A 23,980-nucleotide genomic window follows, 5' to 3' on the forward strand; every position below is an offset into this window, starting at 1 on the left:
GAGGAGTCCTCTCATCTTTCCCCGCATCGCACTCTGCGGCGGGGACGGAATTGGCACCTGCCCCGCCGGTCGCTCAGCGGTGAGCGCGCGGGGTGGTTGCCGGGGCGTCGTCGGGCCGTATCCCTCAGCCCCTCTGGATGAGGTATGCAGTTGTGCCGCCGAGTCTATGCACTCTCCCCCGCGTACCTCTGCCGGGTTCCCACGGTGTGAGCGGGCCCGCTACCGGCCGACCACGGCGACCGGGTCGACCACCGCCACCGGGTCGGCGACGGCCACCGCCTCGGCGTGGCTGGTCCGGCGAGGCCGGGTGGCGCGGCGCGGACGGGTGACCAGGTTGGCGGCGACCAGGGCGGCGATGGTGAGCGCCACGCCGACCAGTTCCACCGCGCCGGGCTGGTAGCCGCGGGCGATCTGCACCGCGAACGTGGTCACCGGCACCAGGTTCATGAACAGCGCCGCGTTGGCCGCGCCGAGCCGCTGCACGCCGGTGTTCCAGGCCAGCACCGCGACCACCGCGGCCACGATGACGGCGTACGCCAGCTGCGGGGCGACCGCGACGAGGTCGGCGGCGGCCGGCGCGTGCTGCCAGCCGACCAGGTCGGCCAGCACGCTCGCGGCCAGCATGGCGAGGGTGCCGGCGAGCGAGGTGAGCGTGGTGTAGCGCAGCGGCGACCAGTCGCCGAACCGGCTCCCGCCGTGCGTGTAGACCGCCCAGCCGAGCACCGCTCCGGTCGTCAACAGCGCGCCCACGCCGAACTCGCCCAGACCGTCCAGCCGGCCGCGGGTGAGCACCAGACCGATGCCGACCAGCGCCACCAGGGAGAGCGCGAAGAGCGCCGGGCGCGGGCGTACGCCGTCGCGCGCCCAGCGGACCAGCTGGGTGACCAGCGGGATGGTGGCGGCAAAGAGCGCGATCTGCTGCGGGGCGGCCTGCCCGAGCGCCAGGTTGATCAGCAGGTTGAAGCCGGCGAACCCGAGGACGCCGAGCGCCACGAGCTCGGTGGCTCGGCCGGCGGGCCGCAGTGCGCCGCCGCCCTCCCGGAACAGCAGCAGGGCGACCAGGATCGCGGTGGCCAGGACGTACCGGGCGGTGGTCAGGTTGAGCGCGTCGACCCGGACCAGCGCGCTGGCCAGGACGGGGAACATCACCCCCCAGCTCAGCACGGCGAGCAGGGGGAAGGCGGCGGCCCGAGAGCGCATCCACAACTCCTATGTTCGAGTATCTTCGAACCAACGCCCCCGACCCTAGGAGGTTGTTCGACGAATGTCGAACAAGGGTTACACTGGTCACATGGAGCTGCACGAGCCCGAGTTGCGCGACGTGCCGGTCACCGCCGTGCTGGCCGCGTTGGCCGACGATGTCCGGCTCCAGATCGTCCGCGCGCTCGCCGAGGGCGGCGGCGAGTACGCCTGCGGCACCTTCGAGTTCGGCGTCTCCAAGGCCACCCGCAGCCACCACCTCAAGGTGCTCCGCGAGGCCGGACTCACCCGCACCCGGGTCGCCGGCACCAGCCGCTTCGTCCGGCTGCGCCGCGAGGAGCTGGACCGCCTCTACCCCGGCCTGCTGGACGCGGTCCTCACCGCCCCGACCCTCATCACCCCGCCACCCCGCGACTGAGCGCCCGCCTCGCGGCCCTGTCGAGCTGCCCCGCCCGCGGGATGCCCCCTCGATCCGTTCTTTGGGTGCAGCTGTTGTCGTCATGGCAACCACAACTGCACCCAAAGGCAGCCCCACCCCTCGGCTGCACGCCGTCAGGCGGACACCGCGCCGGCAGGGCCGGCGGGTGCCGATGTTCGGGGCAGTTCGACGGTGCCGCCTTCGCCGTGGCCGCCGCCCTGGTCGCCGCCAGCGCTGGTCGCGGCGGCCACCGGGTACCTACTGGCAACCTCGCCGGTGGTTGCGAAGGAGCCCCGGGCGGAGGCGGGTGCCGGGGCCGCTGGAAGGCGGTGGAAGGATGGGTCGATGGCTTCCCGGACATCCCGCCGCCGACTCCTGCTCGCCGCCGTACCGCTCGCGGCGATGCTGCCGCTGGCCGCCTGCACGCCCGGCGACCACGCCGGGATGGGTGGGGACGGGCCGGCCGCGTCCGGCGCGGTCGGGGCGAGCCCGCCGGCGGCCGGGGACGGCCCGGCCGCATGCCCGGAGTCGGGCGTCCGGATCCGGGCCCTGGGGACCGACGCCGCGATGGGTCTGCGCGCGCTCGGCGTGGAGCTGGTCAACTGCGGTACCGCGGCATACCCGGTGCACGGCTACCCGTCCCTGCGGCTGTTCGACGGCGACGGCGCGCCGATCCCGATCCAGCTGGTCGAGGGGGCGAAGGGCATCACCTCGGGCTTCGACGATCCGCCCCGGCCGCTGATCCTGCAACCGGGCGAGCGCGCCGGTGCCGCCCTGCTCTGGCGCAACCTGGTCACCGACTCCACGGTGGTCGCGACCAACGGCGAGCGCCTGGAGGTGGCCCCGGCCACCGGCCAGCCGCCGCAGGCCGTCGAGCTGGACGGCCCGATCGACCTGGGCAACACCGGCCGGGTCGGGGTCAGCGCCTGGAAGAAGGTCACCGACTCGGCGCCCACGCCGACCCCGCCGGCCCCGGAAACACCGGAGCCCACCCGGTCGGCGCCGCTGCTGTAGCCCAAGGCAAGACGACCGCCCCGAGCAAGACGGCGGCGGTGGCCTTCGCCTGCGCGAAGGCCACCGCCGGTCGGTGCTGCTACCGGGTCAGCCGGTCACTTGCGGACCTTGTCCGGCGTGGGCAGGTCCCCGAGCCGGTACGGCGACCGCGAGGTGTCACCGGAGACGCCCTGCCCGGCGGAACCGCTGGCGGTGCCGGGGTAGAGCCAGTACGTGCCGACGACGTCGGCCACCACACCGGTGGTGCCGGAGTGGTTGTAGACGTTGAACCGGTCGGTCGGGCCGATCAGGGTGACGGCGGCGTTCGCCACCGTCTGTCCCGCCGCGGCGTTCAGGTTGCTCACGTCCGGCTGGTCGATGCCGGTGATGCCGTTCGGCCACAGCTTCAGGTAGGTGCTGGCGGTGGGGCTGACCGCGGTGACGTTGAGCGCCAGCGCCCGGGTGTTGTCGGCCACCACCGAGCCGGGCGCGGTGACCGTGCCGATCACGGCCGGGCCGGGGTTGGTGGGCAGGCCCTGACCGATCCGGCTGTCCACGATCCGGGTCGGCGTCTTCGGGTCGAAGCGCAGACCGTTGGCGAGGCTGCCGTCGTCGATGAAGCCGACGATGTCGACGATCACGTGGGTGTCCTTGTGCGTGTAGACGCCGAAGGTCGGCAGATCCACCCCCCATGGGCAGTCGGTGCAGTGCCGGATCGGCACGACCGCCAGGTTCGGCGTGACCGACCCGGCCCCGTAGTTGACGGTGGACGTCGTCGGTTCCGGCCACTCGCCGTTCCACGCGGTGAGGAACCCGCTGGCCGACGGCGACACCGCGGTGATGTTGACCACCACGGCCCGCATCCGCCAGTTGGCGTCGGGGCCGTAGTTCACGGCGAGGCGGACCTGGTTCCCGGCCGGCAGCTTGCTGCCCCAGTCGCTCCGGCTGTCGAACAGCCGCAGCGGCACGACCGGCTGCAACTGCCCACCGACGCCGACGCCGCTGATGATCGGCGTGTTGTCGCTGGCGTAGTAGCCCACCACGTCGACGATCGCGTGGGTCGAGCCGGCGTAGTTGGTGATGGCGACCCTGCCGCCGGCGCCGACGGCCACCGTCACCGAGTTCGAGCGGATCCAGCCCTTGCCGAAGTTCAGCGACGAGGCCGTGGGCCTCGCCTGCCCGGCCGGGTACACGGTCAGGTAGCTCGACGCCGTCGGCTCGGCGACGGTCACGTTGAGCACCACCGCGCCCACCCCGGCCGGCGGCACCCCACCCCGCCCGGTCACCTGCAGGTTCACCGTGCCGTTGGGGCCCAGCTTGGCCTTCGGGGCGCCGTTGCCGGTGCGCGTGTCCATGATCCGTACCGGCGTCAGCGGGTAGTAGGTGCCCCGCGCGCCCACCACGCCGTTGAGGGTCAGCGGCACGGTACGCGGGTTGGTGAGGCTGTCGTTCGGCAGCTGGAGGGTGGCGCTCCGCGCTCCCCCGCCGGCGGCCTTGGCGACCACGTCGACCCGGCAGGTCTGGTTCTTCGCCAGGGTGGCGCCCTTGCAGGTGTCGGCCTTGACGCCGAACGACGCGGCGTCGGTGCCGCCGATGGTGGCGGCGCCGAAGGTGATCGGCGTGTCGCCGGTGCCGGTCACGGTCACCGACTGGGTCCCGCCCGTCTCGGCGATGTACTGGTCACCGAAGGCCAGCGACGCCGGCGCGACGGTGACCGTACGCGGGTCGACGCCGTTGACGCCCAGCTGCACCAACCGCTCGCCGATGACGGTGTTGTCGGGCAGCCGCAGGAAGGTCCACTCGCCACCCAGCTTGGTCGGCTGCACGCTCACCGTGACGGTGCACGTCTCGCCGGCCGCCCGGGTGGTGCCGGAGCAGGTGTCGGCCGTGATCGAATAGGCGCCCGGGGTGTCGAACCCGGCCGTGCCGTACTCCACCGGGTCCGAGCCCATCGACCGTACGGTGATGGTCCGGCTCGCCGCCGCACCGCCGACGGTGCGGTCGCCGAAGTTGTGCGACATCGTGTCGGTGCCGGCGGCGGCGTAGCCGACGGTCGAATTCCAGCGGATCTCGCCGAACAGGTCGTGGCGGCTGGAGCCGCACGAGATCACGTAGAAGGCGGCGAACGAGGTGAGCCGTTCGGTTCCCGCCTCCCGGGTGGCCTCGCTGACGGAGAGGTAGCCCGGCGCCTCGTCGCAGGTGGCACCGTTGTGCGCGACGTCGATGAAGGCGAAGTCCTCGGCGGGGTTGACCGCGGTCAGCTCGTAGGTGGTCCCGACGGTCCAGGTCTCACCGCTCGGCGGCGCCATCCGGAACGTCCAGGCATCGCCGGCCTGCTCGGCGCGGAAGGTCAGCTCGTCACCGGCGCCCGGAGTGACCGTGAAGGCGGCACCGCCGGCCTGGTCGTAGACCCGCGACCCCTGGTGCCACCAGGAGAGCGGATTGCCGTCGACGGTCAACGCGGTGTACGGCGCGGCCGGCGCTGCGGCGGCGCTGACCGGAGCGGCCACCGCCGTCACCGCGACCATCGCGGTGATGGTGCCGATCACGGCACCACGAAAGGTACGCAAGAAGACCCCCGTCTCGTTGTGCAGAGCGAAATGCCAGCGGACCGTAGATCATCGATCCGTCGGCGGGCAAGCCGGGCCGGGCAGATCTGTCCGAAGGGGCCGGGAGATCATCCGGTCGACGCGGTGGCGACCGCTACGACACGACGTCCTTGCGGGTGAACCGCCAGAACGCCAGCCCCCAGAAGAGCGTCGCGTAGCTGATCGCCGAGATCGAGCCGCGCACCACGTCGTCGGTCTGCACCGGCGTGGAGAGCAGCCCCAGCCACGCGGTGCTGTAGTGGGTGGGCAGGAAGGCGCGCAGCGCGCCGAGCGCGGTGATCTGGTCCAGGATGCTGGAGAGGATCCAGAGCAGCACCGCGCCGCCGACCGCGCCGAGCGCGGCGTCGGTGGTGACCGACAGCAGGAACGCCAGTCCGGCCACCACCAGCAGGACGACCGCCAGGTAGCCGAGGACCGCCAGCAGCCGCAGCAGCCCCTCCCCCGGCTCCAGTTGCGCGGCGACCGTGCTGCGCAGCGGCTCCCAGCCGTAGCGCAACGTGCCGATCAGCAGGGCGGTGCCGGCGAGCAGCAGCAGCGCCAGCGCCGAGTACGCGAGCGCCACCAGCAGCTTCACCGCCAGCAGCCGGGCCCGGGGCACCGGGATCGCCAGCAGGTAGCGCAGGCTACCCCAGCTCGCCTCGCTGGCCACCGTGTCACCGCAGAACAGCGCCACCACCACGACCAGCAGGAACGACGCGGAGACGAAGATGGTGAACAGGGTGAAGTTCAGCCCGCCGCTGGTGGCGAGCTCGATCAGGCTGCCGAACTCGCCGCGCCCGTTGTCGTCGTCGTCGCCGGAGTCGAACTGGAACGCGATCAGGATGATCAGCGGCAGCAGCACCATGAACCCCAGCGCGAGCTGGGTACGCCGCCGCGCCGCCTGGCGGCGGAACTCCGCCGCGAACGGCAGGGTGGCCGAGGGCCGGTAGCCCGACGCCGCGCCGATCGAGCCGGTCCCGCCCGCGCCGTCCGACCGCGCCTCGACCTGAGAGCCCGCCATCACCGGTCCCCGCTTCCCCGAGAGTTCTCGCCCACCAGGGCGAGGAACGCGTCCTCCAGGCGACGCCGCGGCACCACCCGGTCCACCCCGATCCCGGCCCGGACCAGCTCGGCCACCACCTCGCTGCGGGCGGTGCCGTTGGTGTCCACGACCAGTTGCCCCTCGCCGTCGGGCAGCACCCGCACCCCGTCCAGCCGGTCCAGCACGGTACGGGCGGCGTCCGGGTCGGTCACCTCGAACAGCACGCTCGGCGACTCGCCGACGATCTCCTCGACCGGGCCGGCGGCCACGATCCGGCCCTTGTTCACCACCACGGCGTGGGTGCAGGTCTGCTCCACCTCGGCCAGCAGGTGGCTGGAGACCAGCACCGCCCGGCCGTCGGTGGCGTAGCGCTGGAGCACCCGGCGCATCTCGGCGATCTGCGGCGGGTCGAGCCCGTCGGTCGGCTCGTCGAGCACCAGCAGCTCCGGCAGGCCGAGCATGGCCTGGGCGATGGCCAACCGCTGCTTCATGCCGTGGCTGTAGTTCTTGATCTTGCGGTGCACCGAGTCGCCCAGCCCGGCGATCTCCAGCGCCTCGTCGAAGTGCGCGTCCGCCGCCGGCCGGCCGGTCGCCCGCCAGTACGCCTTCAGGTTCGCCAGGCCCGACAGGTGCGGCAGGAAGCCGGGCCCCTCCACCAGCGCGCCGATCCGGGACAGCACCGGGGAGCCGGGCACCAGCCGGTGCCCGAAGACGTAGATCTCGCCGGCCGTCGGCTGGGTCAGCCCCATCAGCACCCGCAGGGTGGTGGTCTTGCCGGCGCCGTTCGGGCCGAGCAGGCCGACCACCTGACCGGGGTGCACCTCGAAGTCGACGTTGGACACCGCGACGAAGCCGTCCGCGTACTCCTTACGGAGCTGGCGCACGGCCAGCGGGGTGTCCGCGTACCCGGGATGGACGGAGCTGTCCTGGCGGCGGTGCCGGCGGCGGACCACGGCGACGACCACGACGAGCCCCACCGCGATCGCGGCGAGCAGCCCGGCCAGCACCCAGCGCCAGATCGTGGCCGTGGTGGGGATCGGCTCGCCGGTCACCGTGGGCAGCGTCACCGGCCCGTCGCCGGGGGCCACCGTGTAGACGGTCGGCTCGACCGGCGTGGCGTACGCCTGGTCGGAGGTGGCCACCACCACCCGGAGCCGGTGCCCGGCCTCGATCCGCCGGACGATCGCCGGCAAGGTGACCGTGACCGGCCGCGCCGCGTCGATCTGACTCGGCAGGCCGGTGAGCCGGACCGGGGCGACCAGCCCGTTCGGCAGCGTGGCCGCACCGCCCGGCTCGACGTCGTAGAGCTTGACGAAGAGCACCGCCTCCCCGGTCGGCGACGCGACCCGGACCGACACGGTCGGTGTGCCGACCACGTCCACCGCCTCGGCCAGCGGCGCGGACTCGAACCGGGCGTGCTGGCCGGGCACGTCCCCGGCCACCCCGCCGAGCAGCGCGGAGAGCTCCCCGGCGAAGGGCACCGAGGAGAGGGCGGCCGGGTTGCCGGCCGGCGGGTTGGCGATCGGCTGCGCCGGGCCGGCCACCGCGATCTCCCGGCGGGCGTCGCCGGCGGTGCCCGGGTAGTCGGCGGTGCGGTAGCCGGTGGCCACCAGGCCCCGGTCGAGGGCGTCGAAACCGGCGATCCGGGACCAGGTGAAGTCGTCGCCCGGGGCGTCGCCCGCGCCCTTGACGTAGTGGTCCAGCCACTGGATGGTCAGGTACCGCACCCGGTCGGAGTCGGTCTTCGGGCCTTCGCCGCCGTCGTGGCCGCCGGTGAACCAGGCGACCCGGACGGGGGTGCCGGCGGCCGCGATGCCCCGGGCGTTGGCGTCCGCCTCGGTCAGCGGGAAGAGGGTGTCCGCCTCGCCCTGCACCAGCAACGTCGGCGCGCTGATCCGGTCCAGCACGCCGGCCGGGCTGGACCGGCGCAGCAGGTCCACGGCGGCCTGGTCGGCCCGGCCGGTGGTGGCGATCCGCAGGTACGCGGCGCAGACGTCGGCGGCGAACCGGCCGCAGGACGGGTCGGCGGCCCCGGCCGGGGCACCGCCCGGACCGGTCCCCGGCCCGGCACCCGGCCCGGGAGCGGGCGGGCCGGCGGACGCCGGAGCACCCTCCGGCTGGGCGGCGGCCGTCCCGGAGAGCCCGGCCGGCCCGGTGCCGACATTGCCGCCGCCACCGAAGAAGAGCCCGGCCCAGCCCTTCTTGAACACCCCGTCGACCGGCTCCCGGCCGGTGCTCTCCGGCAGGAACGCCCGGGACAGGTCGTGCCAGGTGATCATCGGGACGATCGCGTCGACCCGCCGGTCCTGCGCGGCGAGCAGCAGCGCCAGGCCGCCGCCGTACGAGCCGCCGACCACGCCGACCCGGGGGTCCCCGGTGGCGTCGGTGCGGATCTCCGGCCGGGCGGCCAGCCAGTCCAGCAGGCGCTCGGCGTCGCGGACCTCGTAGTCCGGGTGGTCCAGGTGGATCTGGCCGCCGCTGCGACCGAAGCCGCGGGCGGTCCAGGTCAGCACGGCGTAGCCCCGCCCGGCGAACTCCTCGGCGTCGGCGCGCACCGAGTCCTTGGTGCCGCCGAAGCCGTGCGCCAGCAGCACCGCCGGCACCTTCCGGCTGGCCGAGGCCTCCTGGGGCAGGTAGAGCGTGGTGTCCAGGTCGACCGGCTGGTCGCCGGCCGGTCCGGAGCGGACGGTGAGCATCGCGGCCTCGGCGCGTACCGGCGGCTGCTGCGGCCACACCGCCCAGGTGACGGCGGCGGCGAGCAGCACGACGGCCGCCGCCGCGGCGACCACGCGACGGCGGCGGGTGGGCAGGGCACGCCGGATCCGCGCGACCGACAACGGCGATCTCATGCGGCACACGGTACGGGCCGGAGGCTGAGCGTTGGCTGAGATCCTCCGTACGTCCGTCCGGTTGCCCCGATCGGCGTCCGGTGCGGTGCGTCCGCGCACGGTCCAGCCCCGTCCCAGCGTGGCGAATTCGGATCACGTGAATTCGGATCTTCGGCGGAAACCTCGCCGATCCATCCATGTCACTCCGTGAATCGCACGGAGCGTACTCGTCGCCTCCGTGTCAGGTGACATGGCGCGAAGTGACGCGAAGCCGACTGATTGACGGGGGGCAACTGTGCGGGGAGGTTCGGTTACGTTTCCGGTCCGGCGGACGGGACTCCACCCACGACACTCCCGCACCGGCCGTTTCCCCTTCCCGCGAACCCGCCGGAGGAAATCGACCATGACCGTCCCCGCCCCGCGGGCCCGTCGCCGACCCTCCGCACCGGCCCGCCTGCTGCCGCCGCTGCTCGTGGTGGCCCTGCTGGCGCCGGTCGCGCTGCTGTTCGGCCTGACCTGGCGGCACACCGACGACGACCGGGCGCTGGCCGCCCGGGAGCGGCTGGGCGTGACCTACCTGTCGGCCCTGGCTCCGGTCACCGACGCGCTGGTCGACGCCCAGTCCGCCGCGGTCGCCGGCCGGCCGGTGCCCGGGGAACCGCTGACCCGCGCGGTCGAGGCCGCCGCCACCGTCGACGCCCGGATCGGGCGCGAGCTGCGCAGCCAGGAACGCTGGGCCGGGCTGCGGGCGAAGCTGGAGGCGCTGCGCGACCGGCCGCCCGCCGAGCCCGAGGCCGCGTTCGCGGCGTACGGCGAGGTCACCGACCTGCTGCTCGACCTGTACCGCAAGGTACGGGAGAGCTCCGGCCTGGTCCGCGACCCGGGGCCGGACTCCTTCTTCCTCCAGGACGGGGCGGGTCAGGAACTGCCCGAGGCGGTGGTCGCCACCGGGCGGCTGGCCGACCTGACCACGCTCGCCGCCCGCCGGCCGGCCGCCGACCGACTGCGCACCGCCACCGACCTCGCCGCCCTCCGGGTGGCCGCCCTGACCCCGGCCGGCGATCTGGTCACCGACCTGCGGGCGGCGGTCGACAGCACGGAGAGCACCGACCTGGGCACCAACGTGCTCACCCCGCTCGACACCTACCAGCGCGCGGTCGAGGCGCTGGCCGCCGCCTCCAACCCGGCCGCCCGCACCGGAGTGGTCGACCCGGCGCAGGTCGCCGCGGCCCGGCTGAACGCGCAGGCGGCGGCCACCCAGCTCCAGCCGGTCATCCTCGCCGAACTCGACGCCCTGCTCGCCGAGCGCGTCGACGCGCTGGACCAGGACCGCCGGCTCGCGCTCGGTGCCGTCGGGCTCGCCGTCCTGCTGCTGGCCGCGCTGGGCGGGGTGCTGCTCGCCGCGGCCCGCCGGGCCCGGCGCCGGGCGGCCGAGGCACGGCGCGCCCGGGCGGAGCCCGGCGCCGCGCCGGAGAGCGACGCGTGGCGACCGCCGGCCGGCTCGCGCCCCGACGAGCCCCGGCCGCTCCAACCGGTCGGCCCGGCCGGCGACCCGGTCGCCGCGCAGTGGGGGTCGGTCGATGCTGCTCGGTAGGCTCCGGATCCGCGGCAAGCTCGCGCTGCTCGTGGTCATCCCGCTGATCAGCACCGTCGGTCTCGCCGTACCCGTGGTGATCGACCGGGTGGCCGCCGCGCAGCGGGCCGGCGACATCGCCGAGCGGGTCCGGCTGGCCAGCCGGATCGGCACCCTGGTGCAGGACCTGCAGCAGGAACGCATCCTCTCGGTCGGCCTGCTGCTCGGCCGGGTCAGCCGCACCGAACTGGTGCGCAAGAGCGCCACCGTGGACGACCGGGTGGCCGACCTGCGGGCCGAGCAGGGCGATGCGCTGCCGGCGCCGGTCGCCGACGCGCTGGACGGGGTGCGGTCGCTGACCGACCTGCGCCGCGCGGTGCTCGCCGGCACCGCAACCCCGAGCCAGATCATGGACGCGTACGGGCCGGTCGACCTGGCGCTGATCGAGTCCCTGCGACTGCCGTTCAGTGTGGACACCGAGACCGCGGCCGGGCGGCAGGGGCTCGCCCTGGACGCGCTGCTGCGGGCCGACGAGGGGCTGGGCGCCTGCGCCACGCTGATCGTGCTGGTCAAGGCGAGCAACGATCCGACGACCAACGCGGCCTTCGTCGCCTGCATGTCCGCGCTCACCGTGGACAACCGCCGGTTCCGCCGCCTGATCACTCCCGAGCAGCTCAAGCTGGCCGTGCTGAACGACGCGGCGGTGGCCGCCCGGACCAGCGCCGACTTCCTGACCACCAGCGTGATCGACCCGTCCGGCGCGGTTCGGAACGTGACGCTGGACGCGCTCTTCCCGTCGGCCCGCTCGATGATCACCCTGGGCCAGTTCATCGAGAAGAAGATCGTGGCGGACGTACTCGCCGAGGTGACCGGCGAGCAGCGCCGGGCGCTGACCGCCGCCTACCTGGTGGGCGGACTGGCCGCGCTGATCCTCGCGGTGGTGCTGCTGCTCAGCGTCGCGGTCGCCCGGACGGTGGCCCGGCCGCTGACCCGGCTCACCCGCTCCGCCGACCGGGTGGCCCGGCTCGCCGAGGCCGAGCTGGTCCGGGTCGTCGACGACGACGCCGAGAACGTCCCGCCGGTACGGCTCGATCCGGTCGACGTACGGGCCCGGGACGAGATCGGCGACCTGGCCCGGGCGTTCGACCGGGTGCAGGCCACCGCGGCCGGGCTGGTGGAGCGGCAGGTGGCCGGCCGGCGCAACGTGGCGCAGATGTTCGGCCACGTCGGCCGGCGTACCCAGAACCTGGTCGGCCGGCAGCTCGCGCTGATCGACCGGCTGGAACGGCAGGAGACCGACCCGGCCCGGCTGGAGCACCTGTACCGGCTCGACCACATCTCCAGCCGGCTGCGCCGCAACGCCGGCAGCCTGGTGGTGCTCTCCGGGTCGACCGGCGCCGACGCCCACGTGGCGCCGGTGCCGCTCGGCGACGTGGTGCGGTTGGCGCTCGGCGAGATCGAGGACTACACCCGGGTGGACGTCCGGGTGCCGCCCGGTGTCTCGGCCGCCCCCGGCACGGTCGGCGACCTGGTGCTGGCGCTGGCCGAGCTGATGGAGAACGCCACCGCCTTCTCTCCGCCGCACACCCGGGTGGTGGTGACCGGTGAGCTGATCGGCGCCGGCGCCCGGCTGGCCGTGGTGGACCAGGGGATCGGCATGACCGCGGAGCGGCTGGCCGAGGAGAACACCCGGCTCACCCGCCGGGAGCGGCTCGACCTCGCCCCCACCGAGGTGCTCGGCCTCTTCGTGGTGGGCCGGCTGGCCCGGCGGCACGGGTGGGCGGTACGGCTGACCCCGACCATCGGCGGCGGGGTGACGGTCCTGCTGGACGTACCGCTGGCCGCGCTGGTGGTGCCGCCCACCGAGCGGGCCGGTGCCACGGTGGCGCGGGCCACCGTGCCGGCCCGGGAGCGGCGGCTGCCGCCCCGGGTGGTCGACGCGACGGGCGGGCGGGCGCTGGCCGCGGCGGTCGCGGGACGGCCGGCGGCCGCGCCCTCCCCGGCGGCGGACGCGCCGGCCGGCTTCGACCCGGGGCTGCTCGGCCGGGCCACCCGCAGCCTGGAGTCCGGCGAGTCCTGGGACGCCTTCGGCGCCGGCGGCCCGCCCGGGGAGTCCGGGCAGTTCGCCGGCGAGGTGGCCGGCGGGTCCGATCGGTTCGGCGCCGGTGACGTGGCCGCCGCGCCGGCCGGGGCCACCGCGTTCCTGGAGATCAGCGCACCGGACGGGTTCGGAGTCGCCGGCCGCCCGCCCGCCGACCTCGCGCCCACCGGGTCGCCCGCCGGCCCCGCCCCCACCGGGGCGTCCGCCGGCCCCGCCGTGACCGGGTCGCCCGCGAGCCTCGCCCCGACCGGCCCGCCCGCCGGTCTCGCGCCCACCGGCCCGGTCGCGCCGGGCGAGCCCGGGACGACCCCGGCCGGGCTGCCCCGGCGGGCGCGCCGGAACCCGCCGCCCCCCGACGCAACCGGAGCGCCGGCGAGCACGGTCGCGCCGGACGGGCCGGACGGGCCGGCCCGTCCCGGGGTCGGCATCCGGCAGCGGGTGCCCGGTGCCAGCCTGCCCCCGGCCGCCGCACCGACCCGGCCGGTGGACGCCACCGGCACCGACCCGGCCGCCGCCCGGGCGTTGCTGGAGTCGTTCGAGTCCGGCGTACGCCGGGCCGAGCTGACCCTCCCCGCCGGTGTGCCGGGGCCGGTCGAGCCCGCCCGGCCCGCCGGCCCGCCCCACCACGTCGGCCCGGCCGACCATCCCGGTACGCCCGCCGGGCCGGCGCTGAACCGGCGGGTGCCCGGGGCGAACCTGACCACCTCCCCGGCCCAGCAGCCGGTCAGCCACCACCCCGGTGACCCGGCCGAGGTCCGCGACCTCATCACCGCGTTCGAGGCGGGCGTCGCCCGCGCTCTGCACGAAGTCCGCCCAGACCGGCCCGACGAAGAGGGAACATCACGGTGACCAGCACCTTCCCGCACGACAGCCTCGACCACCAGAACCAGCCCGACTCCGGCGGTGACCTCAGCCCGGAGGCCCGCACCTTCAACTGGCTGCTGGACTCCTTCACCTCCGGCACGGCCGGCGTGCTGGAGGCGATCGCGGTCTCCTCGGACGGGCTGCTGATGGCGATGTCCGCGATCAAGGACCGGTCCAACGCGGAGCGGCTCGCCGCCGTGGTCTCCGGCATGACCAGTCTGGCCGGCGGTGCCGCGAGCTGGTACGCGCTCGGCGGGTTGAACCGGGTGGTCGTCGACATGGCCGAGGGCTACCTGCTGATCACCGCGATCAGCAGCGGGTCGGTGCTCGGCGTGGTCGCCGACCGGACGGCCAACCTGGGCACCGTCGCGTACGAGATGACGCTCTTCGCCGGCCGGGCCGGCGGCGCGCTCACCCCCCGCCTGATCGCCGAGTTGAAGAACGCCGCCCAGCAATGATCCCGGACGCCCCCGGCGAGCCCGATCCGGAACCGCTGGTCCGGATCCGGCCCTACCTGCGGGCGTCCGCCGAGGACCCGGGCGTACCCGCGACGGTGGACGAGCCGGAGCCCGAGCCGGCCGGGCCGGCCGGGCCGCGCCCGTTCGTGCTCACCGCCGGCCGGGTGACCGGCGCCGACCCGGCGATCGGGCTGGAGACCCAGGTGACCGCCCGGCCGGACACCAACCTGTGGACGGTCCCGCCGGCCCGGCTCGCCCCGGAACTGGCGGCGATCGTCGCGCTCTGCGCCGAACCGATCTCGGTCGCGGAGATCTCCGCCCGGACCCGGCTGCACTTCGGCGTGACCCGGGTGCTGGTCGGCGACCTGCGCGCCGCCGGCCACCTGGACGTGCACGTCACCGACGCCGACGACGCCCACGACCCCGACCTCATCCTGCGAGTGATTGATGGACTTCGTGCGATCTCCTGACTGGCCGGGCGCCCCGCAGGGCGCGGTCGCTACCAACAGCGCCGCCGCCCGGTACGGCGCCCCGAGCGGCACGCCGCCACCGGTCGGCCGGGCGACGCCGCCGCGACCGCCGGCCCCGTCCGCCGGACGTGTCCCGGCGCCCCGCGCGGCCCCGACCGGACGCGCCGCGCCGCCGATCCCGGTGAAGATCCTGATCGCCGGCGGCTTCGGGGTCGGCAAGACCACCACGGTGGGCGCCATCTCGGAGATCGCCCCGCTGACCACCGAGGCGGAGATGACCACGGCCGGGATCGGCGTCGACGACCCGGGCGTACGCACCGCGAAGACCACCACCACCGTGGCGATGGACTTCGGCTGCGTCACCATCGACCGCAGCCTGAAGCTGTACCTGTTCGGCACGCCGGGGCAGGCCCGGTTCGGCTTCATGTGGGACGACCTGGCCCGTGGCGCGCTGGGCGCGCTGGTCGTGGTGGACAGCAGCCGGCTGGACGACTGCTACCCGGCCATCGACTTCTTCGAGCGCGCCGGGCTGCCCTTCGCGGTCGGGGTGAACGCCTTCGACGGGCGGCTGGCGCACGACCTCGGCGCGATCCGGTGGGCGCTGGCCATCGGCGACCACGTGCCGCTGGTGCAGTTCGACGCCCGGGACCGGCTCTCGGTGCGGGACGCCCTGCTGGTCGTCCTGGACCGGGCGCTGGACCGGGCCACCCGGGAGCGGGGGGACTGAACTCCCGGGCGCTCAGACCCGTTTCATCGAAGGGGTGGTCGTGATGAGGGGTGGTTTGGACGAGACACTGGCCCGGTTGGCGCGGCGCGAGGAGGCGTTGCGGCGGCGGGCCGCCGAGCCGGCCGGCGCGTCGGATCCGACCGAGCGGCCGGAGCCCGGCCCGGGTCGGACCGAGACCGGCCGCAACGCCGGGCCGGGCTGGGCCGACCCCCCGGTGCCGCGCCGGACGGACGGCCCGGACCCGGGCCCGCGCCGCGCGGACGGCCGGGAACGCGGCGGCGGCGGGGTGGCCGGCCGGGAACGCGGCGGCGGGGTGGGCAGTCACCGCGCCGCCGACACCGCCGGGCGGGACCCGGTCGAGGAGGTGGCCGAGGCGGTACGTCGGGTGGTCGCCGGCCACCCGGGGTTGGCGGTCAGCGTCCGGGTCGAGCAGGACGGGCAGGCGTACCCGCTGCGGGTGGCCTGGTCCGGGCCGGACGTGGCGGTCCACGCGGAGCCGGCTCCGCCGCCGGCCTGGCCGCTGTCGGTCAACACCGTGCCCGACCTGCCCTCCGGCCGGGACGGGGTACGCCCTGACCCGGCGGCCCGGCTCGCCGAACTGATCCGCCGGGACCCCACCCTGCTGGCCGACGGCGACCCTCCCCGGTGACCGGGCGCGGGGGTGACGCCGGCGGCTAGGGTCGGGCGGTGGATCGACCCGACCTGACCCTGACCGCGAGCCTGCGGCCGGCGGCGTTGGACGCCCGGCGGGGCGTCGTCCGGCTGCACCCGGAGGTGCTCACCGCGCTCGGGCTGCGCCCGGGCGACCCGGTGCGGCTGGCCGGCCGGCGGGTGACCGCCGGCATCGTGGCGGCGGCCGAGCCGACCGCGAGCACCGCCCTGCTCTACGCCGACGACCTGACCCTGGGCAACCTCGGCGTCCGGGACGGCGGCCAGGTCACGGTCAGCCCCGCCCCGGTCATCCCGGCCCGCCGGGTGCTGCTCGCCGGGCCGGCCGAGATCGCCGCCGTGGTCTCCCCGGAGATGCTCCGGCTCGCCCTGCTCGGCAAGGTGGTGACCACCGGCGACGACGTGTCGCTGCTGCCGCAGGACGTGCTGCCGGACGCCGCGACCCGCGGCCTGGTCGAGGCGGCCCGGCGCAGCCTGTCCAACCGGGTCGGCTACGCCTGGACCAGCACCCTGCTCGGGGTGGTCGCCGCCGAGCCGGAGGGTGCGCTGGTCACCATGGACACCCTGGTCGGCTGGGAGCACGGCCCGGTCACCCACGGCTCCGCCGGCACGTCGGCGGTGGGCCCGGCCACCGGCGCGCCCGGCGGCCCGCCAACCGGCACCGGCGCTCCGGCCGCCGCGGGTCCACGCGGGGGCGGGACCCGAGCGGCGACCCGGCCCGGCCCGGCCACCGGTGGCGCCTGGTCACCGGCCGAGCCGGCGGCCCGTGCCGGCACCGGCGACGCCGCGGCGGAAGCGGAGAGCGCCCCGTCGGTGGACGAGCTGCCCGGGTTGCGGGCGCAGGCCGAGGAGCTGACCGAACTGCTCGACCTCGGCTTCCACCACCGGGAGGTGCTCGGCCGGCTGGGCACCACGGTCTCGCTCGGGGTGCTGCTCAGCGGGCCGGCCGGCTCGGGCAAGTCGGCGCTGGTGCGCGCGGTGGCCGCCCGGGTCGGCGCCCGGGTCTGCCCGCTCTGGGCCCCGGAGGTGGCCGCGCTGACCAACCAGGCCGCCGCCGAACGGCTGCGCGCCGCCGCCGCCGAGGTACGCGCGGCCGGACCGGCGGTGCTGCTGGTCACCGACGTGGAGGCGCTCGCCCCGGCCGACGAACCGGGCCCGGTGGCCACCGTGTTCCGCCAGGTGCTCGCCGAGACCGTCCGGGCCGGGGCGGCGGTGGTCTGCACCACCGGCCGCCCCGAGGCGGTCGACCCGGCGCTGCGCGCGCCGGACCTGCTCTCGCTGCGGATCACCGTTCCGCTGCCGGATCCGGCGCTGCGCCGCGAGCAGTTGACCGTGCTCACCCGGCAGGTGCCGCTGGCCGACGACGTCCGGCTGGACGAGGTCGCCGGGCGTACCCCCGGGTTCGTCGCCGCCGACCTGGCCGCGCTGGTCCGCGAGGCCGGGATCCGGGCGGCGCTGCGGCAGAAGTCGGCCGAGACGCCGACGGTGGCGATGGCCGACTTCACCGCCGCGCTGGAGGTGGTCCGGCCGACCACGATGGCGGCGTCCACGCTGGAGCTGGCCACGGTGACCCTGGACGACGTGGGCGACCTGGTCGAGGTGAAGGAGCGGCTCACCGAGTCCGTGCTCTGGCCGCTGACCTACCCGGACACCTTCGCCCGGCTGGGCGTGCAACCGCCGCGCGGCGTGCTGCTCTACGGCCCGCCCGGCTGCGGCAAGACCTACCTGGTCACCGCGTTGGCCGGGTCGGGACGGGCGAACGTGCTCTCGGTCAAGGGCGCGGAGCTGCTCTCCAAGTGGGTCGGCGAGAGCGAGCGGGCGGTCCGTGAGCTGTTCCGCCGGGCCCGGGAGGCGGCGCCCACGCTGGTCTTCCTGGACGAGGTGGACGCGCTGGCCCCGGTACGCGGCCAGGCCACCGACGGGGGCACCACCGATCGGGTGGTGGCCGCCCTGCTCACCGAGCTGGACGGGGTGGAGGCGCTGCGCAACGTGGTGGTCGTCGGCGCGACCAACCGGCCGGACCTGGTCGACCCGGCGCTGCTGCGACCCGGGCGGCTGGAACGGCTGGTCTACGTGCCACCACCGGACGGGCCGGCCCGGGCCGAGATCCTGCGGGCCGCCGCCCGGAACGTGCCGCTGGCTGCGGAGGTGGACCTGGCCGGGCTGGGCGAGGAGCTGGACGGTTTCTCGGCGGCGGACTGCGCGGCGCTGGTGCGGGAGGCGGCGCTGGCCGCGATGCGGGAGTCGCTGACCGCCTCCACGGTCACCGCCGCGCACGTCGCGGCTGCCCGCGCCCGGGTCCGCCCGTCGCTGGACCCGGCCCAGGTCGCCTGGCTCGCCGCGTACGCCGAGCAGCGGGCCGGCTGACCGCCCGGCGGAACCGGCCGGCCCGACGCCGAAGGAAAACTTCGCAGAGACAGCACAGGCTGTAGACAACTTTTGAAACGCTGCCTATCGTCACTCCTCATCCATAGAGACATCTCCATGAGTCGATCAAAGGAGTGGCAGTGAGCGTTCGATCTCGCGTACCACGACCTCGGCGCCTGCTCGGCGCCGTGCTGGTCGCCACCCTCGGCCTGGCCGGCGCGGTCGGCACGGCCGCCGCACCGGCCGCGGCCCGGACGGCGTCGACGCCCGGCGCCCTGGCCGCCGCCTTCGACGGCGCGGCCGCCCGTTACGACGTCCCCCGCGACCTGCTGGTGGCCCTCGGCCAGGCGGAGACCCGGCTGGACGGGCACGCCGGCGAGGCCAGCGCGTCCGGCGGGTACGGCGTCATGCACCTGGTGAGCAACCCTCGGGTGCACACCCTGGAGGAGGCGGCCCGGCTGACCGGGCTCGACCTGCCGGCGTTGCGCACCGACCCGGCCGCGAACGTCACCGGCGCGGCGGCGGTGCTGCGCTCCTACGCCGACCAGGCCGGCCTCGGCCGGGCCGAGCGCGCGGACGTCGACCGCTGGTACGAGCCGATCGCCCGGTACGGCGGCGCGAGCGACCCGGCCGTCGCCCGGCTCTACGCCGACGCCGTCTACGACCTGCTGCGTACCGGCTTCACCGCCGGCGCCGAGGCGGCGGTGACGGTCGCCGGCCGCCCGGTCGCGCCGCACCGGGGAGCCCTCGGCCAGGTGTCGCCGACCGGCGGAATCGGCACCCTCAGCACCGACTACGGGCCGGCCGCCTGGGCGCCGGCCAGCACCAGCAACTACACAGTGGCCAGCCGGCCCACCAGCCACCCGGTCAGGTACGTCGTCATCCACGTGACCCAGGGCTCCTACGCCGGTTCGATCAGCTGGTTCCAGAACCCGGCCGCCAAGGTCAGCGCGCACTACACGTTCCGCTCCTCGGACGGGGCGGTCACCCAGTCCGTCCGGGAGAAGGACATCGCGTGGCACGCCGGCAACTGGACGTACAACACCCAGTCCATCGGCATCGAGCACGAGGGGTACGTGGACAACCCCAGCTGGTTCACGGACGCGATGTACCGCGCCTCGGCGGCGCTCACCCGCAACCTCACCAGCAGGTACGGCATCCCTCGGGACCGGACGCACATCATCGGCCACCGCGAGGTGCCCGGCGCCACCCACACCGATCCCGGCCCGAACTGGAACTGGACCTACTACCTGCAGCTGGTCAACGGGATCACCGGCATCGGCTCCGGCACGGTGGGGACCAGCGGGTCGAGCCTCAACGTCCGCTCCGGTCCCGGCACCGGCTACGCCGTCGTCGGCTCGGTGGCCGACGGGGCCGGCGTCAGCATCTACTGCCAGGCCACCGGCACCACGGTCACCGGCACCTACGGCACCAGCAACGTCTGGAACCGGATCGGCACCAACCGCTACATCTCCGACGCCTACGTGCTGACCGGCCACGACGGTTTCATCCCCGGCGTGCCCCGCTGCTGACCCGCCGTCCCGTCCGCGCGTTGACCGGCGGTGAGCGCCCGTCCCCGCCGAGGGCGGGCGCTCGCGTCTGCCGCCCCGGACCTGTGAGCTGGGTAACTGCCGTTCATGGGCGGCGGTGTCGTCCCGTCTTGAGTTGGTGAGCAGCACCGAACGAACGGAGACGCCATGAAGATCTTCATCGCCGGCGCGTCGGGCGCGATCGGCAGCCACCTCGTTTCCCAGCTCGTGGCGCGCGGCCACGAGGTGGTCGGCACGACCCGCTCGGCCGCCAAGACCGGCGCGCTGCGGGCGCTCGGGGCCGAACCGGTGGTCGTCGACGCGCTCGACCCCGACTCGGTGGCCGACGTCGTGGCCAAGGCCGAACCCGAGGTGATCGTGCACCAGCTCACCGCGCTGGGCGGACCGCCGGACTTCCGGCACGCGAAGCGGATGGCGGCCGCCACCAACCGGTTGCGCACCGAGGGCACCGACCATCTGCTGGCCGCCGCGCGCGCCGTCGGCGTCCGCCGGTTCGTGGCGCAGAGCAACGCCATGTGGATGGAACGCGCTGGCGCGCCGGTCGCCGACGAGAACGGCCGGATCGAGCCGAACCCGCCGGCGGACGCCGCCGAGGCGGTGGCCGCGCTGCGCCACCTGGAGGCGGCGGTCACCGGCATCAGCTGGGCCGACGGCATCGCCCTTCGCTACGGTGGCTTCTATGGCCCAGGGACCGGCCTCAGCGCCGCGCCGGACGCCGTCATGACCGAGCAGGTCCGCCGGCGGAAGTTCCCGATCGTCGGCGGCGGTGGTGGGGTGTGGTCGCTGGTCCACATCACCGACGCCGCGTCGGCCACGGTCGCGGCCATCGAACGCGGCAGGCGCGGGATCTACCACGTCGCCGACGACGACCCGGCGCCGGTGCGCGAGTGGCTGCCGGTACTGGCCCGCGCGGTCGGCGCCAAGCCGCCGCGCCGGGTGCCCGCCTGGCTGGTGCGCCTGGTGGCCGGCGAGGGCCCGGTGGACCTGATGACCCGGACCCCGGGGATCTCCAGCGAGAAGATCAAGCGCGAGCTGGGCTGGACGCCGCGCTACCCGACCTGGCGTACGGGTTTCGTCGAGGGATTGAAGTAGTCGGGATGTCCGCCTCGGACCTGTACGGCGAGCTCCGGCCCCGGGCGTTCGCCATCGCCTACCAGATGCTCGGCAGCGTCAGCGAAGCCGAGGACGTGGTGCAGGAGGCGTTCCTGCGGATGCACCAGACCCTGCAACGCGACGAGCCGATCACCTCGCCGCGCGCGTACATCGCCACGCTGGCCACCCGGCTGGCCATCGACCAGCTCCGCTCGGCGCGGGTCCGGCGGGAGCGGTACGTGGGCGAATGGCTGCCGGAGCCGCTGGTCACCGACCCGTCCCCGGCCGAGCACGCGGAGACCGCCGACTCGCTGTCGCTGGCGTTCCTGGTGCTGCTGGAGAGCCTGTCGCCGCAGCAGCGGGCCGCGTTCCTGCTCCGGGAGGTGTTCGAGTACCCCTACCCGGAGGTCGCCGAGATCATCGGTACCGACGTGGACAGCACCCGGCACCTGGTCGCGCGGGCCCGCCACCACGTCCGGGAACGCCGACCGCGCTACCACGCCTCCCGACGGCAGCGGGAGGAGCTGGCGCAGCGCTTCTTCGCCGCCGCCGGGCAGGGCGACCTGCGGGCGCTGGAGGCGCTGCTGGCGCAGGACGTGGCGCTGCACGTCGACGGCGGCGGCAAGGTGCCGGCGATGGCACGGCCGGCGTACGGCCGGGAGCGCGTGGCCCGGACCCTGTCGGCCGGGATGTCCACCCTGGCGCGTCGGGGCTACCGGATCCAGCTCGGCGAGGTCAACGGCAACCCCGGCATCATGGCCTTCGACGCGCAGGACCGGCTGGTGGGGGTCATGGGCCTCAGCATCGCCGACGGCCAGATCCAGACCATCCACTCGATCGTCAATCCGGACAAGTTGCGGAACGTCGACCGGGTCGGCGACGTCGGCGCGCTGCTGCGGGCGAGCCGCCGGCCCGGCGACGCCGGCTGAGCGCTCGCCACGCCGCGAGGCGGGTGCGGAGGTCAGCACCGGCCGCACGTCTTCACCGGCCCTTTGGAGCTGATGTCACAAACGATTCAGCGGCCCATCGCCGACGCCAGCCCGGCCTGATGTCGTCAGTGACTCAGCTCCAAAGGGCGTCCGGCAGCCCTCCAGATCGGGCGGGAACGACGGCGGTGGCCCCGCCCCTGGCCCGCCGGCCACCGGCGCGCGGTCAGTCGGTGGGCAGCAGCGGGCCGAGCGGGCCGAGGTCGAGGTTGAGGTCCTCCGGGGCCAGCCCGAAGTACTCGCGCAGCCCGGCCATCTGCTCCTCCAGCGCCATCAGGGTCACGCCGATCCGCTCGACCTGCTCCTCGGAGAGGTCGCCGAGGTCGACCCGGCGCAGCGCCTGGCGTTCCACCAGCTGCCGGAGCAGCTCGATCACGGTGAGCACGAGGCTGGCCAGTCCCCGCTCGACGGAGTCCCGGTCGACGGCGAGCCGACGGTCCAGCGGGGTGACCCGGGGCTGCTGCCACGGCTGCGGCTCGCCGAGCGCCGCGGCCAGCTCGGCCGCCTCGTCCAGGCCGGGCCGGGCCGACCGGGCCGGGCGGGCCGGGTCGCGACGGCCCGCGTCCGGTCCGCCGGTCATGATCCCGCCGCCGGCGGCGGCCCCTCGTCGCCCGTCAGCTCCGGCGGGGCGAGCGCGCCGACCGAGGCGACCAGCGCCCGCAGCGAGACCCGGACCAGGTCCACGTCGGCGATCGCGATGGTGATGTCGCCGCTGATCACCACGCCGGTGGCGAGCACCCGGTCGAGCAGGTCGACCAGGGCCACCGGCCGGTAGGCCAGCGGGTCGTCGGCGCTGTTCGGCGCGAGCGCGGTGGTCACCATGCCGGCCCCCGGGCGCCGTCCGATCGGGCGCGGGGTCCGGTCAGCACGCCGGCTCCCGGACGGTCAGCGCCGGGCCGGCCGGGCGCTCCTCCGCGAACGAGTACGGCGGCCACGGGCCGGTCAGCTCCAGCCGCAGCTCCGGATGCCGCTCGCCGAGCGCGGCGACCAGGGCGGTGAAGCCGGCCAGCCGGGCGCTCTCCACCAGGTACGCGCCGTTGAGCACCATCGGGGTGGGCGCGCCGGAGAGCCGGCGGTCCTGCGGGGCGTGCCGCCGCGCGGCGACCGCGTACCCGGCCAGCGTGTCGTGCACCGCCGCGGCGACCTCGGCCGCGATCCGCTGCCCCTGCTCGCGAGCGGTCAGCTGGGCCCGCCGCCGCCGCAGGTACGCCGCGCCGGCCCCGCCCGTGCCGGTTTCCTCGGCCGCCCGGGGCAGGGCGCCCGGCACCTGGTAGCCCTTGACGCCCCACTCGCCCCGGTCGGTGAGCCGGTCCAGCAGGCCGGTCAGCTCGGTCCGCCGCGCGGCCAGCTGGCCGGCCACCCGGGCGTCGTCGTGGTGCACGGTGGCCAGCCGGGCCGGCACCACCGGCCCCCGGCGGGCCAGCGCGTCGACCACCGCGTGATGCGCCCGGGCGGCCCGTTCCAGCCAGGCCAGGTCCTCCAGGTTGCGGCGCAGCGCCTGCTCGCCGTACTCGGTCAGCGGGGCGGTGCTGACCACGGCCGACAGGCCGGCGGCGCGCACCGCCCGGACCGGCGCGCCGGCCATCCCCGGGATGGCGGCGAGCACCGCCGGATCGACGTCGCGGACCACGCCGTGCAGCCAGACGCCGGTGCCGACCTCGGGTCGGTCGGCGTCGGCGGCCAGGTCAGGCGTCGAACTCATCGAACTCCTCCCTCCGGGCGGCCCGCCGGGCCACCCGCGGCCGGCGTTCCGCCTCGACCTGTTCCGGATCCCGGGGGCCCGGCTCCACCGGCGGGCGGGCTCGCGAGCTGAGCCAGGGATCGTGCTCCCACCAGTCGATGCCGATCTGCCGGGCGGTGTCGACCGAGGCGATCACCAGTCGCAGCTTGAGGGTGAGCAGCTCGATGTCGAGCAGGCTGACCCGGATGTCGCCGGCGATCACGATGCCCCGGTCCAGCACCCGTTCCAGGATGTCGCCGAGGTTGGCCGGCTCGTGGCCGGCGGGCAGCACCTGCCCGGAGTTCTGCACCACCGACGGGGGTTGCATGCTCAT

The 23,980-nt window shown here is 75.3% G+C and carries 20 protein-coding genes and 1 riboswitch; of the genes, 12 read left to right on the forward strand and 8 right to left on the reverse strand.

The window, feature by feature from the left end; translation table 11 throughout:
• Positions 1–8: 8 nt before the first annotated feature.
• Positions 9–144: riboswitch (SAM riboswitch) on the reverse strand.
• Between the two features lie 75 nt (positions 145–219).
• Positions 220–1,200: a DMT family transporter gene (locus GA0070609_RS26340; RefSeq protein ID WP_088996280.1), complete on the reverse strand. Its 981-nt coding sequence runs from the start codon at positions 1,198–1,200 to the stop codon at positions 220–222.
• Positions 1,201–1,291: 91 nt separating this feature from the next.
• Between GA0070609_RS26340 and GA0070609_RS26345 the strand changes: the two genes are divergently transcribed.
• Together GA0070609_RS26345 and GA0070609_RS26350 are read left to right on the forward strand one after the other, a co-directional pair.
• Entirely contained in the window at positions 1,292–1,618 is a 327-nt protein-coding gene (locus GA0070609_RS26345; protein ID WP_088996281.1) for an ArsR/SmtB family transcription factor, read from the forward strand.
• Positions 1,619–1,963: 345 nt separating this feature from the next.
• Positions 1,964–2,632, forward strand: coding sequence for a DUF4232 domain-containing protein (locus GA0070609_RS26350; protein ID WP_088996282.1), 669 nt, complete (start codon positions 1,964–1,966; stop codon positions 2,630–2,632).
• 95 nt (positions 2,633–2,727) lie between these two features.
• On the opposite strand, the gene GA0070609_RS26355 is transcribed toward GA0070609_RS26350, so the two are convergent.
• The 3 genes from GA0070609_RS26355 to GA0070609_RS26365 all read right to left on the reverse strand — a co-directional run bounded on the left by GA0070609_RS26355 (position 2,728) and on the right by GA0070609_RS26365 (position 9,090).
• Positions 2,728–5,160 (reverse strand): choice-of-anchor D domain-containing protein, encoded by a 2,433-nt coding sequence (locus GA0070609_RS26355; RefSeq protein WP_088996283.1) that lies wholly within the window; start codon positions 5,158–5,160, stop codon positions 2,728–2,730.
• Positions 5,161–5,314: 154 nt separating this feature from the next.
• The gene (locus tag GA0070609_RS26360; RefSeq protein ID WP_088996284.1) at positions 5,315–6,220 is read right to left on the reverse strand and encodes an ABC transporter permease; all 906 of its coding nucleotides are present in this window, start codon (positions 6,218–6,220) and stop codon (positions 5,315–5,317) included.
• The gene (locus GA0070609_RS26365) at positions 6,220–9,090 is read right to left on the reverse strand and encodes an alpha/beta fold hydrolase (RefSeq protein WP_088997978.1); all 2,871 of its coding nucleotides are present in this window, start codon (positions 9,088–9,090) and stop codon (positions 6,220–6,222) included. The genes GA0070609_RS26360 and GA0070609_RS26365 overlap by 1 nt, the downstream gene beginning before the upstream one ends.
• 382 nt (positions 9,091–9,472) lie before the next feature.
• Between GA0070609_RS26365 and GA0070609_RS26370 the strand changes: the two genes are divergently transcribed.
• From GA0070609_RS26370 to GA0070609_RS26415, 10 genes are all read left to right on the forward strand, one after another.
• Positions 9,473–10,663, forward strand: coding sequence for a hypothetical protein (locus tag GA0070609_RS26370; protein ID WP_088996285.1), 1,191 nt, complete (start codon positions 9,473–9,475; stop codon positions 10,661–10,663).
• Positions 10,650–13,592 (forward strand): sensor histidine kinase, encoded by a 2,943-nt coding sequence (locus GA0070609_RS26375; RefSeq protein WP_088996286.1) that lies wholly within the window; start codon positions 10,650–10,652, stop codon positions 13,590–13,592. The genes GA0070609_RS26370 and GA0070609_RS26375 overlap by 14 nt, the downstream gene beginning before the upstream one ends.
• Entirely contained in the window at positions 13,589–14,065 is a 477-nt protein-coding gene (locus GA0070609_RS26380) for a roadblock/LC7 domain-containing protein (RefSeq protein WP_088996287.1), read from the forward strand. Before GA0070609_RS26375 ends, GA0070609_RS26380 begins: the two co-directional genes overlap by 4 nt.
• Complete coding sequence (locus GA0070609_RS26385) at positions 14,062–14,535, forward strand: DUF742 domain-containing protein (RefSeq protein WP_088996288.1); 474 nt, start codon at positions 14,062–14,064, stop codon at positions 14,533–14,535. Before GA0070609_RS26380 ends, GA0070609_RS26385 begins: the two co-directional genes overlap by 4 nt.
• 175 nt (positions 14,536–14,710) lie before the next feature.
• Positions 14,711–15,262, forward strand: coding sequence for a GTP-binding protein (locus GA0070609_RS26390; protein WP_088997979.1), 552 nt, complete (start codon positions 14,711–14,713; stop codon positions 15,260–15,262).
• Between the two features lie 43 nt (positions 15,263–15,305).
• A complete protein-coding gene (locus GA0070609_RS26395) occupies positions 15,306–15,911 on the forward strand; it encodes a hypothetical protein (RefSeq protein WP_088997980.1) in 606 nt (201 codons plus the stop codon).
• A 38-nt stretch (positions 15,912–15,949) separates the two neighbouring features.
• The gene (locus GA0070609_RS26400; protein ID WP_088996289.1) at positions 15,950–18,298 is read left to right on the forward strand and encodes an AAA family ATPase; all 2,349 of its coding nucleotides are present in this window, start codon (positions 15,950–15,952) and stop codon (positions 18,296–18,298) included.
• Between the two features lie 140 nt (positions 18,299–18,438).
• Positions 18,439–19,830: an N-acetylmuramoyl-L-alanine amidase gene (locus tag GA0070609_RS34630; RefSeq protein ID WP_231928422.1), complete on the forward strand. Its 1,392-nt coding sequence runs from the start codon at positions 18,439–18,441 to the stop codon at positions 19,828–19,830.
• 165 nt (positions 19,831–19,995) lie between these two features.
• A complete protein-coding gene (locus tag GA0070609_RS26410; RefSeq protein WP_088996290.1) occupies positions 19,996–20,940 on the forward strand; it encodes an NAD-dependent epimerase/dehydratase family protein in 945 nt (314 codons plus the stop codon).
• A gap of 5 nt (positions 20,941–20,945) precedes the next feature.
• A complete protein-coding gene (locus tag GA0070609_RS26415) occupies positions 20,946–21,869 on the forward strand; it encodes an RNA polymerase sigma-70 factor (RefSeq protein ID WP_088996291.1) in 924 nt (307 codons plus the stop codon).
• Positions 21,870–22,092: 223 nt separating this feature from the next.
• Here GA0070609_RS26415 and GA0070609_RS26420 read toward each other — a convergent pair whose 3' ends face one another.
• The 4 genes from GA0070609_RS26420 to gvpJ are packed head-to-tail and all read right to left on the reverse strand — an operon-like array spanning position 22,093 to position 23,980.
• Positions 22,093–22,506, reverse strand: a complete 414-nt coding sequence (locus GA0070609_RS26420; RefSeq protein WP_088996292.1) for a gas vesicle protein K — start codon at positions 22,504–22,506, stop codon at positions 22,093–22,095.
• On the reverse strand, positions 22,503–22,748 hold the full coding sequence (locus GA0070609_RS26425; protein ID WP_088996293.1) for a gas vesicle protein: 246 nt from the start codon (positions 22,746–22,748) through the stop codon (positions 22,503–22,505). Before GA0070609_RS26425 ends, GA0070609_RS26420 begins: the two co-directional genes overlap by 4 nt.
• Positions 22,749–22,788: 40 nt before the next feature.
• Positions 22,789–23,628 (reverse strand): GvpL/GvpF family gas vesicle protein, encoded by an 840-nt coding sequence (locus GA0070609_RS26430; protein WP_088996294.1) that lies wholly within the window; start codon positions 23,626–23,628, stop codon positions 22,789–22,791.
• Positions 23,612–23,980, reverse strand: a complete 369-nt coding sequence (gvpJ, locus tag GA0070609_RS35355; RefSeq protein WP_088996295.1) for a gas vesicle protein GvpJ — start codon at positions 23,978–23,980, stop codon at positions 23,612–23,614. Before gvpJ ends, GA0070609_RS26430 begins: the two co-directional genes overlap by 17 nt.

This window comes from Micromonospora echinaurantiaca (genome assembly GCF_900090235.1).
GTDB lineage: Bacteria > Actinomycetota > Actinomycetes > Mycobacteriales > Micromonosporaceae > Micromonospora > Micromonospora echinaurantiaca.